This window comes from Psychrobacter sp. DAB_AL43B (assembly GCF_900168255.1).
Lineage (GTDB): Bacteria > Pseudomonadota > Gammaproteobacteria > Pseudomonadales > Moraxellaceae > Psychrobacter.
In genome coordinates, this window is sequence record NZ_LT799838.1 from 1,156,180 (window position 1) to 1,170,525 (window position 14,346).

12 protein-coding genes are annotated in these 14,346 nt (G+C 42.7%); 6 read left to right on the forward strand and 6 right to left on the reverse strand.

What is annotated here, in order from left to right; all coding sequences use genetic code 11:
* Position 1 precedes the first annotated feature (1 nt).
* The 6 genes from DABAL43B_RS05025 (at position 2) to DABAL43B_RS05050 (ending at position 9,591) form a co-directional block, all read left to right on the forward strand.
* Entirely contained in the window at positions 2 to 1,696 is a 1,695-nt protein-coding gene (locus tag DABAL43B_RS05025; protein ID WP_079691357.1) for an AMP-binding protein, read from the forward strand.
* A gap of 63 nt (positions 1,697 to 1,759) precedes the next feature.
* A complete protein-coding gene (locus tag DABAL43B_RS05030) occupies positions 1,760 to 2,551 on the forward strand; it encodes an SDR family NAD(P)-dependent oxidoreductase (protein WP_079691358.1) in 792 nt (263 codons plus the stop codon).
* Positions 2,552 to 2,683: 132 nt separating this feature from the next.
* On the forward strand, positions 2,684 to 3,253 hold the full coding sequence (locus tag DABAL43B_RS05035) for a L,D-transpeptidase family protein (protein WP_079691359.1): 570 nt from the start codon (positions 2,684 to 2,686) through the stop codon (positions 3,251 to 3,253).
* A 272-nt stretch (positions 3,254 to 3,525) separates the two neighbouring features.
* Positions 3,526 to 6,123 carry an ATP-dependent chaperone ClpB gene (gene clpB / locus DABAL43B_RS05040; protein WP_079691360.1) on the forward strand — a complete coding sequence of 866 codons (2,598 nt, stop codon included), beginning with the start codon at positions 3,526 to 3,528 and terminating at the stop codon, positions 6,121 to 6,123.
* Between the two features lie 176 nt (positions 6,124 to 6,299).
* Positions 6,300 to 7,550, forward strand: a complete 1,251-nt coding sequence (locus DABAL43B_RS05045; protein WP_079691361.1) for a PQQ-dependent sugar dehydrogenase — start codon at positions 6,300 to 6,302, stop codon at positions 7,548 to 7,550.
* Between the two features lie 385 nt (positions 7,551 to 7,935).
* Positions 7,936 to 9,591 (forward strand): BCCT family transporter, encoded by a 1,656-nt coding sequence (locus DABAL43B_RS05050; RefSeq protein ID WP_079691362.1) that lies wholly within the window; start codon positions 7,936 to 7,938, stop codon positions 9,589 to 9,591.
* 126 nt (positions 9,592 to 9,717) lie between these two features.
* Here DABAL43B_RS05050 and DABAL43B_RS05055 read toward each other — a convergent pair whose 3' ends face one another.
* The 6 genes from DABAL43B_RS05055 to DABAL43B_RS05080 all read right to left on the reverse strand — a co-directional run bounded on the left by DABAL43B_RS05055 (position 9,718) and on the right by DABAL43B_RS05080 (position 14,249).
* Entirely contained in the window at positions 9,718 to 10,083 is a 366-nt protein-coding gene (locus DABAL43B_RS05055) for a hypothetical protein (RefSeq protein WP_079691363.1), read from the reverse strand.
* Positions 10,084 to 10,324: 241 nt separating this feature from the next.
* Entirely contained in the window at positions 10,325 to 10,621 is a 297-nt protein-coding gene (locus DABAL43B_RS05060; protein WP_079693040.1) for a DUF3144 domain-containing protein, read from the reverse strand.
* 195 nt (positions 10,622 to 10,816) lie between these two features.
* Positions 10,817 to 11,983 carry a methionine adenosyltransferase gene (metK, locus tag DABAL43B_RS05065; RefSeq protein ID WP_079691364.1) on the reverse strand — a complete coding sequence of 389 codons (1,167 nt, stop codon included), beginning with the start codon at positions 11,981 to 11,983 and terminating at the stop codon, positions 10,817 to 10,819.
* A gap of 194 nt (positions 11,984 to 12,177) precedes the next feature.
* On the reverse strand, positions 12,178 to 12,510 hold the full coding sequence (locus tag DABAL43B_RS05070) for a low molecular weight protein tyrosine phosphatase family protein (RefSeq protein ID WP_079693041.1): 333 nt from the start codon (positions 12,508 to 12,510) through the stop codon (positions 12,178 to 12,180).
* A gap of 24 nt (positions 12,511 to 12,534) precedes the next feature.
* Positions 12,535 to 13,230 (reverse strand): endonuclease III, encoded by a 696-nt coding sequence (nth, locus tag DABAL43B_RS05075; RefSeq protein ID WP_079691365.1) that lies wholly within the window; start codon positions 13,228 to 13,230, stop codon positions 12,535 to 12,537.
* A 107-nt stretch (positions 13,231 to 13,337) separates the two neighbouring features.
* Complete coding sequence (locus DABAL43B_RS05080) at positions 13,338 to 14,249, reverse strand: RnfABCDGE type electron transport complex subunit B (RefSeq protein WP_079693042.1); 912 nt, start codon at positions 14,247 to 14,249, stop codon at positions 13,338 to 13,340.
* Positions 14,250 to 14,346: the final 97 nt, after the last annotated feature.

Consider the following 14,346-nt stretch of genomic DNA (forward strand, 5'->3'; position numbering starts at 1 on the left):
TATGAACACCTCACCTACAAATACTGCTGCGCGTACTGCAAGCACGCCAACGAGCTACAGCGATTATTATAATAATTTTGATATCAATGCATTATCGACAGAAATCTTTGGTAAGCATTTAGACGATCGCTTGAACGCTTATATGGCGTGCTGTGGACGCCATGTGCGTGACGGCCGTGGGAATAAGCTTGCGCTGGTGCATGAAGATACGGCTGGTAACGTGACGCACATGAGCTTTGCTGAGTTAGATGCCGCAAGCGCGCAAGTAGCCAATTTACTACAATCTTATGGTGTAAAAGTAGGTGATCAAGTAGCGACTATGCTACCGCGCACCCCCGAATTATTAACCATTGTATTAGCAATTTGGCGGATTGGCGCAGTGTATCAACCGCTGTTCACTGCTTTTGGCTATGATTCTATTAAGTATCGCATGGACAAAGCCAATACCAAAGTCGTTTTTACCAACCAAGAGAATCGCGACAAGTTTGAAGATTTGGCTGAGCAGACCAGAATGGTGCTAGTTGGTAGTAAAGTAGATGCGCAAAGCTGGGGTGATGATAATTATGCTGAAATGATAGCAGCGCAGCCTCAAACCATAGAAGCGGTTATTTTGAATACTGATGCGCCATTTTTACAGATGTTTACCTCAGGGACAGTAGGTAAGGCAAAAGGCGTCAGCGTGCCATTAGCTGCATTATCAGCCTTTTATTTATATATGCGCTATGCCATTGACTTACGCGAGGACGATCATTACTGGAATATGGCGGATCCAGGCTGGGCATATGGATTGTATTATGCTATCACAGGTCCTTTATTGTTGGGCGTCACTACTTATTTTAATGAAGCGGGTTTTGATGCTCAGAATACTCGTGACTTTATGGTACGTCACAAGATTACCAATTTGGCATCTTCACCAACGGCATTTCGTATGATGAAGTCGAGCGGCGTTTTTGAAAAAGCTCATAACGATGCCGATGCAAAGTTGTCGCTACGCTGTGCTAACTCAGCAGGCGAGACCTTAAATACCGAAGTGGTGAATTGGGTTGATACTTATTTAAACTGCAAAGTTTGCGATCAGTATGGTCAGACAGAAACTGGTATGACCTGCTGCGAGCACCATGCATTAGCACATGAATGCCCAGTCGGCTCGATGGGTATGGCGCTACCAGGGCATACGCTTGTGGTATTAGATGATGATATGAAGGTATTACCTGATGGCGAGCAAGGGCAATTGGCAGTCGTAGTCAGTCAATCACCGGCGTTTTATTTCCGTGGCTATAGCTGGAATGAAAAACAAGCGTTCATTGATGATTATTACCTAACGGGCGATGTGGTCGAGCGTCATAGTGATGGCAGTTACTGGTTCTCAGGACGTGATGATGACATCATTACTACCGCAGGTTACCGCGTGGGTCCAACCGATGTTGAAAATACGGTGCTCGAGCACGAAGCAGTTGCAGAGTCAGCCGCCGTCGGTATACCTGATGAGGAGCGCGGTCATACTATTAAGTCTTATGTGGTGCTAAAAGATGGTATTGTTGGGACTGATGAGATTGCTAGGGAAATTCAAGATTTGGTACGCAAGCGTCTATCAACTCATGCTTATCCGCGTGAAGTTGAGTTTGTGTCTGAGCTACCAAAAACGCCAAGTGGTAAGATTCAGCGCTTTTTACTGAGAAGTTTATCCGCCTCTTAAATACATTAAAGTATGAACCAGATAATAAAACAGACAGTTAAATAATAATACCAAGGAATAATTATGCAAATTGAACAACACAGCTTTTTGGTTACTGGTGGTGCGTCAGGTTTAGGTGAGGCAGTAGTTCGTGCTATCGTCGTTAAAGGTGGCAAAGCTATTATCGCTGACCTTAACGAATCAGCTGGGCAGGCGCTAGTCAATGAGCTTGGTGACAATTCTCGTTTTGTACGCTGTGATATCACTAGTGGTGATGAGGTACAAGCGGCTGTTGCTATGGCTGAAAAAGAGTTTGACGGTCTGCAAGGGTCGATTAACTGTGCGGGTATCGCTGTGGTACAAAAGCTGTTAGACCGTGAAAACAATCCAGCCGATCTTGATGCTTTTAGCCGCGGCGTTAATATCAACCTTGTAGGCTCTTTTAACGTCGCGCGTTTGGTCGCAGCCAGTATCGCTAAGCGTGTGGCTAATGGTAGTAATGTAGAAAACAATGCAGAGAAAAATGCGGATCAAGGTGTCATTATTAATACAGCCTCTATTGCTGCTTTTGATGGTCAAGTGGGTCAAGCCAGTTATGCCTCATCTAAAGCGGGCGTGGTCGGTCTGACTTTACCGCTTGCTCGTGAGCTGGCGCGCCACGGTATTCGCGTGATGACGATTGCACCCGGGGTTTTTGCTACTCCGATGATGAATGCTATCCCTGAAAAAGCGCGTGAACAGTTAGAGGCGAGCGTTCCTTATCCTAAACGTCTGGGCAATCCCAATGAATTTGCTAAGTTGGTTATGCATATCATTGATAATGCCTACTTAAATGGTGAGGTGATCCGCTTAGATGGTGCTATTCGTATGGTTTAGTTTAGCGACTGCCAGAACCCATTTTTATCTTATTCATAACTTTTGCACAAAACTTAGTCACAAAACATGGCATAGTGCTTTGATATATTATGACTCATTGCTATTAAATATTAGTTATAAGGATTAAAGCCTATGTCATTTTTTCGTCCAAAATCTAGTAAGTATTCAAGCTGGTTATTTATCGCCATAGGGCTTAGTTTTGCTACTGTTATCGGCACGAGTGCTATCGCTGCTGCTAAAGATACCGCGAAACATCCGCAGCCCATTTCCAGTGCTGCTATTATCGATAAAGTATTTGTCGATAAATCAGAGCGTCGTTTGCAGCTACTAAGTGGTGATAAAGTGGTTAAGTCTTATCATATTGCACTAGGTGGTAATCCCATTGGTCATAAGCAACAAGAAGGCGATCAGCGTACACCGATAGGTTCTTATACACTCGATTATAAAAATGAAAAATCTCAATACTATCGTTCTATGCACGTCAGTTATCCTAATGCTGTAGATAAGGCCAATGCGAAATCACGCGGCGTGAGCCCCGGTGGCGCTATTATGATTCATGGGCAGAAAAATGGTTTTGGTGCATTAGCAATGCTCAACCAGCAACGCGATTGGACGGCAGGCTGTATGGCAGTGACTAATGATGAAATGGATGAAATCATGGCGGCTGTCAAGGTTGGCACAGCTATTGAAATAGTTGAGTAGAAGCTATTGTTTAGTGTTAAGGTTTTAGACTTAAAGGTTTATGCTTAAAAGCTCGGATTTTTTTATTTTAATTCACATTTATATCGTGATTTTTCTTTTGCTTTAGTTACTTAGATACCATGAGTAATATCATTACTATTAATAAGGTTTTACCTATAAATAGCTTGAAATTTTTCACTATATACCACATATAGACAGTAGATGAAGGTAGGTGGACAGCATAAGTCTGCTGCCGAATATACTGTTTATATCAATTATAAGAGGACACAAATATGAGGTTCGAAAAATTTACGCAAAAGTTGCAATCTGCGATTCAAGAAGCACAAAGCCTAGCGTTAGGGCGTGATCATACCGGTATCGATCCTGTGCATTTGCTTGCGGTATTGCTACAAGATGAATCTAATTTATCAATCTGTCAGCAAGCGGGCGCGTCTATTCCTGCGTTGAAAAATGGCGTAGCAAAGGCATTGGACAATCAAGCAACGATTTCGGAGCCAACAGGCGACGTTAATCTAAACCCAAATTCGGTTAAAATTTTGAACTTGGCAGATCGCCAAGCGCAAAAAGAAGGTGATGATTTTATTGCCACCGAATGGGTAATGCTGGCACTCGCTGAACAAGGCGAAACCAAAAAGATATTTGAAAAAGCTGGCGTGACGGCGAGTAAGTTAAAAGCAGTGATTGAGCAATTGCGAGGTGATGACACAGTGGATAATCAAAATGCTGAAGATCAACGTGATGCGCTGAATAAATATACGATTAACCTGACAGAACTGGCTGAAACGGGAAAGCTTGATCCGGTCATCGGTCGTGATGAAGAGATTCGCCGTACCATTCAAGTGCTCTCACGTCGGACCAAAAACAATCCCGTGCTCATCGGTGAGCCGGGTGTTGGTAAAACGGCTATTGTAGAAGGCTTGGCGCAAAAAATCATCAATGGTGATGTGCCAGAAGGTTTACGCCGTAAAGAAGTGTTGTCGTTGGACTTGGGCGCGTTGATTGCGGGTGCAAAGTTCCGCGGTGAGTTTGAAGAGCGTCTCAAAAGCGTACTCAGTGACTTATCGAAGCAAGAAGGCAATGTCATCTTATTTATTGATGAGTTGCATACTTTAGTGGGTGCAGGGAAAGGTGACGGCGCGATGGATGCCGGTAATATGCTCAAACCAGCGCTTGCTCGCGGTGAGCTGCATTGTGTCGGCGCGACCACTTTAGATGAATATCGCAAATATATTGAAAAAGATGCTGCCCTTGAGCGTCGTTTCCAAAAGGTATTGGTCGATGAGCCAACGGTCGAAGACACCATTGCGATATTGCGTGGTCTCAAAGAGCGTTATGAGCTGCATCACGGCGTTGATATTCAAGACAGCGCTATTATTGCCGCTGCACGTATGAGTCATCGCTATATTACTGATCGCAAGCTACCGGATAAAGCGATTGATTTAATTGACGAGGCTGCCAGTCGCTTGCGTATGGAGATGGACAGTAAACCTGAAGCATTAGGTAAGCTTGATAGTCGCTTGATTCAGCTAAAAATGCAGCGCGAAGTGCTTAAGAATGAAGAAGACGCTGGCGCACAAGCAGAGCGTAAAGTGCTTGATATGCAAATTGAAGAGCTGGAAAAAGAATACGCCGATCTCAACGAGATTTGGCAAGCAGAAAAAGCCTTGGTTAAAGGCAGTCAGCAGCTAAAAGACGAGCTGGACAAAGCACGCACTGCTTATGATAAAGCCAGTCGCGAGGGCGATTATGAGACCATGAGTAAGCTGCAGTATGAGACTATCCCGCAGCTTGAGCGCCGCATCACTGAGTCTGACTTAGCAGAACAAAAAGAGCAGACAGGTGAGGGCAGTGGTATAAAGCTACTGCGCAATAAAGTCACTGATAACGAAATTGCAGAAGTGGTTGCTGCCGCGACGGGTATTCCAGTTAGTAAAATGATGCAAGGCGAACGTGACAAGATGCTAGCGATGGAAGAAAAACTCCATGAGCGTGTCATCGGTCAAGATGAAGCGGTCGAAGCGGTGGCCAATGCCGTACGCCGTAGTCGTGCTGGCTTGTCTGATCCGAATCGTCCTTCAGGCTCGTTCCTATTTTTAGGTCCAACGGGTGTCGGTAAAACGGAGTTGACCAAATCACTGGCGAACTTCTTGTTCGATAGTGAAGATGCCATCGTACGTATCGATATGAGTGAGTATATGGAGAAGCATAGTGTCAGTCGTTTGGTGGGCGCGCCTCCAGGTTACGTCGGTTATGAAGAAGGTGGCGCTTTGACTGAGGCTGTACGCCGCAAGCCTTATAGTGTAATTTTGTTTGATGAAGTCGAAAAAGCGCATCCTGATGTGTTTAATATCTTGCTGCAAGTATTGGACGACGGGCGTTTGACAGATTCACAGGGCCGTGTGGTTGACTTTAAAAACACCGTCATCATTATGACCAGTAATTTGGGTTCGCATAAAATTCAAGAAATGGTTGGTGAGAGCTATGAGGATATCAAAGCGGAAGTAATGGATTCGGTTGGACAGCATTTCCGCCCAGAGTTCGTTAACCGTATTGATGAAATTGTGGTCTTCCATCCACTGGGTATGTCGCAGATGGCGGGTATTGCTGAGATTCAATTGAATCGCTTGCGTCAGCGTTTATATGAGCGTGAGATGGATATCGAGCTATCAGCGGAAGCAATGAACAAGTTGGTGGCAGTTGGTTACGATCCTGTGTATGGTGCGCGTCCGTTAAAACGTGCCATTCAGCAAGAGATCGAAAACCCATTGTCATTGAAACTGCTAGCTGGTGATTTTGTCGCTGGTGATATCATCAAAATCGATGTTGGTGCTGATGATAAGTTGACTTTTAATAAGCTTAGAATGAGCTAATAGCAAACTTTAACGGTCGTTTTGAATGTTATATCAAACCCCTTATTTGCCATGAGCAAGTAAGGGGTTTTTGTTTGATGCTCAATCATTATTTTACTGCCTGAATACTTTTACTGTGTTATAAATAGTCTAAGCTCTAATAATATGAATACAAAATTAATGGAGATGACAAGATAATGATAACCAATACTAGACGTGTAAGCGCACCCTTAACATTGCCACTCATCATAGCAGCAATGTTGTTTAGCGCCTCGGCTTGCTCCAATCCTTCAGCAGTCAATACCAATGCAGATCTTGCAGAATATAAAGAAGCGCAGACCTCTACCGCTGATAGGGAAGAAAATGTTGATAAACCTGCTTTTACTACTAAGGCAATCGCTACTTTTAATGAGCCTTGGGCAATGACTGCACTACCAAAAGTTGATGATAAGCCGCCAAAACTACTAGTAACGCAAAAGACAGGTGAGTTATTTATAGTTGATACGGCGACTGGCGTTAAGACAGCAGTCGCTGGCGTGCCCAAAGTAGCTTATGGCGGACAGGGTGGTCTTGGAGATATTATCATTGCGCCAGATTTTGCCACTTCTAATAACGTATATATTAGCTATGTAGAAGCAGGTAAGGGAAGTGATAGCAATATCTTTGGTGCTAAGGTTATCAAGGCCAAACTATCAGATTTTAATAGCAGTGCGCCAAACCTACAGTCGATTACTCCCATTTGGCAGCAGACACCAAAGATGAAAGGACAAGGGCATTATAGTCATCGATTGCTGTTCTCACCTGATGGGCAATATTTATATATCAGCTCAGGTGAACGACAAGAAAAGACCCCAGCGCAAGATATGGCAGTCAACTTGGGTAAAATCATTAGATTAAATCCGGATGGTTCGCTACCAACAGACAACCCCTTTGCAGATAATAACAATGACATCGCCGCTCAGTTTTGGACAATCGGTCATCGCAATGTGCTTGGCATGGCACTTGATAATAAAGGAAAATTTTGGGCGCATGAAATGGGTCCACGAGGCGGCGATGAGTTCAATCTTATTGAAAAAGGCAAGAATTATGGCTGGCCGCTGGTGTCCAATGGGCGTAACTACACGGGTACAGATATTCCCGACCACGATACGCGCCCCGAATTTGCAGCGCCCGCCATTACTTGGACACCGGTGATATCGCCTTCATCAATAAGCATCTATTCCTCTGGTAAATATAATGATTTTCCAGCGTGGCAAGGGAATGCTCTTATCAGCGGTTTGTCATCGAAGGCGCTCATTGTGGTTAATTTTGATGAAAATAACGCGGCTTCTGAGCGTTACCGCTATGATATGGGAGCGCGCATTCGTAGTATGCTGGTTGTGAATGGAGAGGTATGGGTATTAGAGGATGGTGCTGAGGGGAGGCTTTTACGATTATTACCTAAATAAGCTAAAAATGGCACGACGTATAGTCAATACAATATGGAATTGTTATATTAATAGATGGATGGATAGCCAGGTATCAAGAGGTTTAATTTTTCGTCGCTTACTATGCGCTTTACACTTCAGATGCTTCAAAAAATTAAAACCAGTAGCGCTATATTATTTTTTTAAATAAAATTTATCAGTTTTAAAGTATATTTTTATTAATATAATCATATGTTTACTTAGCATTAATATTGTCTAAAAAAGATAAAGAATGTTTAAATCAAAATACTCAGTCACTTGGTTTCTTTAGTGACATTAATTTTTATGATAAAGAGGTGACTGCTGCGATTTGATAGTTCGTACATATCTTGTTAAGGTGGACACCCAAAAAAATTGAGATGACTAAATGGATCATGTAAAAGTTGGCCGATTGGGCCCTTTTCCTCGCGTTAGTAAGCCAGTGTTTTTATCCTCGGCAATTTTAATTGTCGCGTTTATTATTTTCGGTGCTTTTTTTAATGAACTTGCAAATGAGGTATTTGGCCAAGCAAAGGCGTTTATTTCTGTACGCTTTGGCTGGTTCTTTATTGTCGTCGTCAATCTAGCCTTAGTAATGAGTGTTTACTTAATATTTAGTAAATACGGTGATATCAGGCTTGGATACCAGACAGAAAAGCCTGAATACAATCTGATTTCTTGGATTGGTATGTTGTTTTCAGCCGGTATCGGTATTGGATTACTCTACTGGGGTACTGCTGAGCCGCTACAGCATTTTATGGCACCGCCGCTAGGTGAGCCTGAGACGATTGCTGCTGCCAAGCAAGCGATGAATATCTCGTTCTTACATTATGGTCTGCATGTATGGGCAATCTATGGCATGGTTGCGCTGTCATTGGCTTACTTTCACTATCGCCGCGGTTTGCCATTGGCGATTCGATCGACGTTATATCCTTTGATTGGTAAAAAAATCTATGGTCCATGGGGTCATACGGTTGATACTTTAGCGGTATTCGGTACGATGTTTGGGGTAGTAACGACTTTGGGTCTTGGGGTATTGCAAATTAACTCTGGTCTTGACACGTTATTCGGTATTCCTAATAACATTACCGTACAGATTGTTTTGATAGCCTTTATCACTATGCTTGCCGGTCTGTCACTGATGATGGGCTTGGACAAAGGTATCAAGCGCTTAAGCGATATCAATATTTTCCTGACCATTGTACTGCTAAGCTTTGTAATTATCTTAGGGCCGACCCAGTTTATCGTAAATAGTTTTGTAGAAAACATCGGTAACTATATACATCAAGTGATTCCATTAGGTCTTTGGACGGAGTCATATGCTGGCGAAGAAAACTGGCAGTCTTCTTGGACGATTTTCTATTGGGCATGGTGGATTAGTTGGTCGCCATTCGTTGGGGTATTTATCGCGCGTATTTCTCGTGGTCGTACCATTCGCGAGTTTATATTGGGTGTACTACTTATTCCCATTACTATTTTATTTTTATGGTTTACAGCGTTTGGTGGCTCGGCGGTACACATGGAGTTGATGGCTGCGGCTGATCCTAGTCTAGCAAGTCCAGGGTTAGTTGAAGCGGTAAAAGTGGATTATGGTAGTGCTATCTTTAAATTAATGGAGTTTTATCCATTTGCTAAAGCGGCAACCTTACTGATTATTGTCATGATTGTGCTGTGGTTTGTGACGTCATCAGATTCAGCCAGCTTTGTTATTGATATGCTGACCTCAGGTGGTGATGCCAATCCACCAAAGATTCAGCGTTTATTCTGGGCCGGTACTGAAGGCGTTATCGCTGCGGTATTATTGGCAGCTGGTGGATTAGGCGCCTTACAAGCAGCTTCTATTGTCTCAGGCTTCCCCTTTGCAGTTGTTATACTGATTATGCTGTATTCATTACTGCGTGGCTTAAGTCGAGATCGCTTGATTTTGTACCGCAACCAGCAATGGTTTATCACTGAAGAATCAGCTGAGCATAATTCAGCAAATGAATTCCGCGATGAAGACTTACTTACAGGCCCGCCTGATATTGAAAAACCGACTGAATAGGTATTTATTAGCCCATCGTTGAATAGAAAAGCCCCAGCTTATGATGAAGCTGGGGCTTTTTCCATGTATGTGCGCTACCTAGTTTATTTTACTGAAGGGTGTTTAGGTAGGTTTATTAATGATGAGCTATGAGCATTGTCCTTTAATATAACCGACTGCCACAGTTGTGCCACACGCTGAGCATGAGTTGCCCGCAGTACGATAGCTGACTCCTGATCGATTCTTTACGGTCACACAAACAGGATCGTATTGCGCCGTACACATCGTTTGTTCAGGATTATAAGGCGGGCACTTGGTAAAAGGGTTGTTGATAGATCCTTGATTCGCCGCTTGACTTTGATCCTTGTTGTACTCAGTAGTATGAATAGGGGAGGTATCAGGCGCATCGATGCTTTGGATGTTATTACAGCCGGCTAAGGCTATGGTCACTGATAACCCTAATAATGATAAGCATGACAGCGATGAAAGCCGTGATTTGTATAAATGCTTCATAATAATATTTCCTTATAGATAGCATTCGATAACGTCCTGTTATCGACCGTTAACTTCAACCATATCAGTCATAAAGTGGTCTAAATTTATAGTAGCTTATTTATCAGCAGTCAGCCACTGAATCATCGTCAACAAAAAACCCAAGCTTAACGTTAAGCTTGGGTTTAAATTTTATTATTATAAAACTCTTTTTAACTTTAGAAAATTCAGCTAAATACTGTAGTTTTATTTAACAAGAGTCTTATTTAGCAGGCTTATCATCTTGATTGATCTGCACATATTTATCGAAATTTTGTGCGTAATCTGTCAAGTTGTCGCTAAGCATTTGACGGTATTGTTTGACATAGAACTCAACGATATCATCTTTTTCTTTGGCAAAGTCATCGCCTTTTACAAAGCCGATAGAGGCAACAGAGGCGCTATAACGTGCTGCTGCATACAATAAAGAAGCGCCTACTTGTCCTGAATGGGCATCAGAACCCAACTGACTGTTTGCAACACCGATGATGGCATCCGCACGTTGATAAAACGCCTGCATTTCAGGGGTGATTTCAAGGCTTGCATCAATATTATTGTTTTGAGCGTCGTCTTGAATATTGTCATCAGTGTTGCTTTGAATATCGTCTTGAATATTGTCTTGAGACATAAGCGAGTCCTAATAATGTTAGGTAAATTTAAATTTATTATGACAGTTTAAAAACTGGCTAAAATAATAGAGCATTTAATGCAGGTTTTATAAACCTGCATCTGCTTTTAAAATATCAGCTTTGTCTGTTTTTTCCCACGTAAAGGCCGTTTCAGAACCTTGGCGACCAAAGTGTCCAAAACTAGCCGTTTGCTGATACATAGGCTGTAATAAATTAAGCATGCGCGTAATGCCATAAGGGCGCAAGTCAAAATGTTTACGGATCAAGCGAATGATTTCGTCGTTGCCAATCTTGTTGGTACCGAAAGTATTGATTGAAATAGAGGTTGGTTCAGCAACGCCAATCGCATAGCTTATTTGGACTTCACAGCGATCAGCAATGCCGGCGGCAACTAGATTTTTGGCAACATAACGTACCGCGTAAGCTGCACTACGATCAACCTTGGAAGGGTCTTTACCACTGAAGGCGCCACCACCATGCCGCGCCATGCCGCCATAAGTATCAACGATAATCTTGCGACCGGTAAGACCTGCATCACCGACCGGACCACCAATGACGAACTTGCCAGTTGGATTAATATGGTAGCGCGTACCGGCATGCAATAGATCCGCTGGCAATACTTGCTTAATAATAGATTCCATTACCGCTTCTTGCAGATCTGCTTGTGAGATACTTGGGTCATGTTGAGTCGATAGCACCACGGCATCAATGGCAATAGGACGATTGCCGTCATATTTTAGGGTCACTTGCGCTTTGGCATCTGGACGTAACCACGGTAATTCACCAGCACGGCGCAACTCTGACTGACGCTGCATGAGACGGTGGGCATATTCGATAGGAGCTGGCATTAATACTTCAGTCTCATTACTGGCATAACCAAACATTAAGCCTTGGTCACCTGCACCTTGCTCTTCAGGATCGCTGCGATCGACACCTTGGGCAATCTCAGGGGATTGCTTGCCAAGCATGTTGATCACGGCGCAAGTCTCGCCATCAAAACCTAAGTCTGAATGATGATAGCCAATACCGTTGACCGTATCACGTACAATACGTTCAAAGTCGATGTTGGCGGTCGTTGATATTTCACCAGCCAATACTACTGCGCCAGTTTTGACTAGTGTCTCACACGCCACACGCGCATGAATATCTTCACGCAAAATAGCATCAAGGATAGCATCTGAGATTTGGTCAGCCATTTTATCAGGATGACCTTCGCTCACAGATTCTGAGGTAAATAAGTTGTATTCGCGCATAATAGGATCGCTTAGTTGCAAGGACTGTAATCTATAAACTCAGTCATTATTAAATGTTAACGGAAAATAAGAGGCAAAATTGAATCAAAAAATTATGACATTTTAACGTGAATTGAAGTAAAACTCTAGCTGTTGATATTAATGAAGAGACACCGTGTAGCAACTGGCCAAAAAGAATGAGGAGTATTATGATTTTATCTCATATATTGAAGCAAATAAGCGTTTACTGATTCTGTTAACCATTTAATTAGTTCGTCATCCATATATTGGTATTCGTCAGGAATATCTAGAACAATCAGCCTTTTATTATTAAGTTGGTCGCGAAAATGGTCAGTTATATAACTTTTATGCTTATTTTCCATCACAAATATGATGTCTGACCAATTAATATCTATCGAATTTATAAGTTTACGAGCTGATTGGCTGATACCAGCAGAGCGAACATTTAAATTAGGATGGTCTTGGTAAATTCTTTCAGCAGTTGGACTACGCCATTGGTTTTTGCTGCAAACAAACAATAAATTCATTAAAGTCTTCATTATAAAGTGTATTTATACTTCTAAAAACGCTGCTTTATCCTTAAACATACATTCTTCATAGACAGGACAAGCGCCGCATTTCGGTGTGCGTGCTTGACAAGTATAGCGCCCATGCAAAATCAGATAATGATGCGCATCAACGATAAAGTCATCTGGGATACGTTCGACCAGTTTTTTTTCGACGATTAATACGTTTTTACCAGTGGCGAGACCAGTGCGATTACCTACCCGAAAGATATGGGTGTCGACTGCCATAGTAGGCTGTCCAAAGGCAGTATTTAAGACCACATTAGCGGTCTTGCGCCCAACGCCAGCCAGTGATTCTAAGTCTTTGCGATTGTCAGGTACAGTGCTATCAAACTTCTCGATCAAATCACGGCAGGTTTTGATAACGTTTTTAGCTTTGGCATTATATAGGCCGATATTTTTAATATACGCTTTAAGTCCTTCCTCACCTAATGCCAAAATGGACTCAGGCGTATTCGCCAGCGGATATAACTTGCGCGTGGCAATATTGACGCTCACATCGGTTGCCTGTGCCGATAAAATCACCGCGATAAGCAGCTCAAAATTACTGCCATAGTTGAGCTCAGTGACTGGCTCGTCAATCGTCGCTGCCAATTTTTCAAAAAATGGGCGCACGTCACGATTGGGCATCCGCCTCGATGGTGGGGTGTCAGCAGTTTTATGTTTGACGGTTTTACTCATAGTTTTTTTACTATAGTTTTCATTATTAATGCCGCAAGATTATATGATGCAAGAGTATATGTAGGTAATTTTATAGAAATATTATCGAATAAAATATTTATCTACTATTAAAGATCTAGAAGCTCTGCTTGTAAGACGTCAAGCTCTGCTTGTTTGTTCTCATTTGGGCGCACACTAAGCTGCTTTTCTAGCTTTTTAATTTTGCTACGTAGCTTGGCGGCGGCAATGGTGTTTTTCGCTTGCTCTTCACTGATGTTTAACGACTGACTGGCAGCATTATTCAACTTAGCCTCTACCATGCTGACCACGGGTTTGCTATTGCTGCTATCTGCAAGCTGCTCACTGACGCGTTTTAAATGGGTATGATAGCGCTGGCGCAAATCCTCTTGTTCAAATGTACGCTCAGCTATCGAAAGCGTGCGCTCAATGCTGACCAAATCAATGCAATCAACAGGGCAGGGCGCGATACATAACTCACAGCCGGTGCACAAATCAGTAAAAATAGTATGCATATGCTTACCAGTACCGACGATGGCATCGACCGGACAGGCAGGAATACATTTGGTACAGCCGATACAATCGTCTTCACGAATAACAGCGCGCACTTCAACAGGGCGCTGCGAGATGGCATCTATTGGCCATTTTGAAGGTTTAGCGGTAAGCGCTAACGTATTAGAAACTGTATCATCTTTTGCGTTGTTATTTAAGTTATTCAAATCATCTGGATTGTATGCAAGGTCTTCTTGATTGATAATTTGTGCGATAGCATCAGTAACTGGTTGACCACCCGGCACACATTTATTGTACGCTTCATTATTTAGTACGATAGCAGCTGCATAAGGTAAGCAGCCATCTGCATGGTCGCAAAGACCGCACTGTGTCTGCGGTAGACAAGCGTCAATGCGCGCAATCTTTGCTTGTATATAAGCAGGCAAAATTCGTATGTTCAACGTATCGAACAAGATAGGCAGATTGATTAAGCGGATATTGGTGCTACTTTCGCTGGTATTACTTTGCATGTAATTCAAAACCTTCATATCAGTGCTAAACGCTCTGAGCGCTGACATTAGAATAAATAGGATAATGGCGACATTTATCAATCATACGTTGATGCTA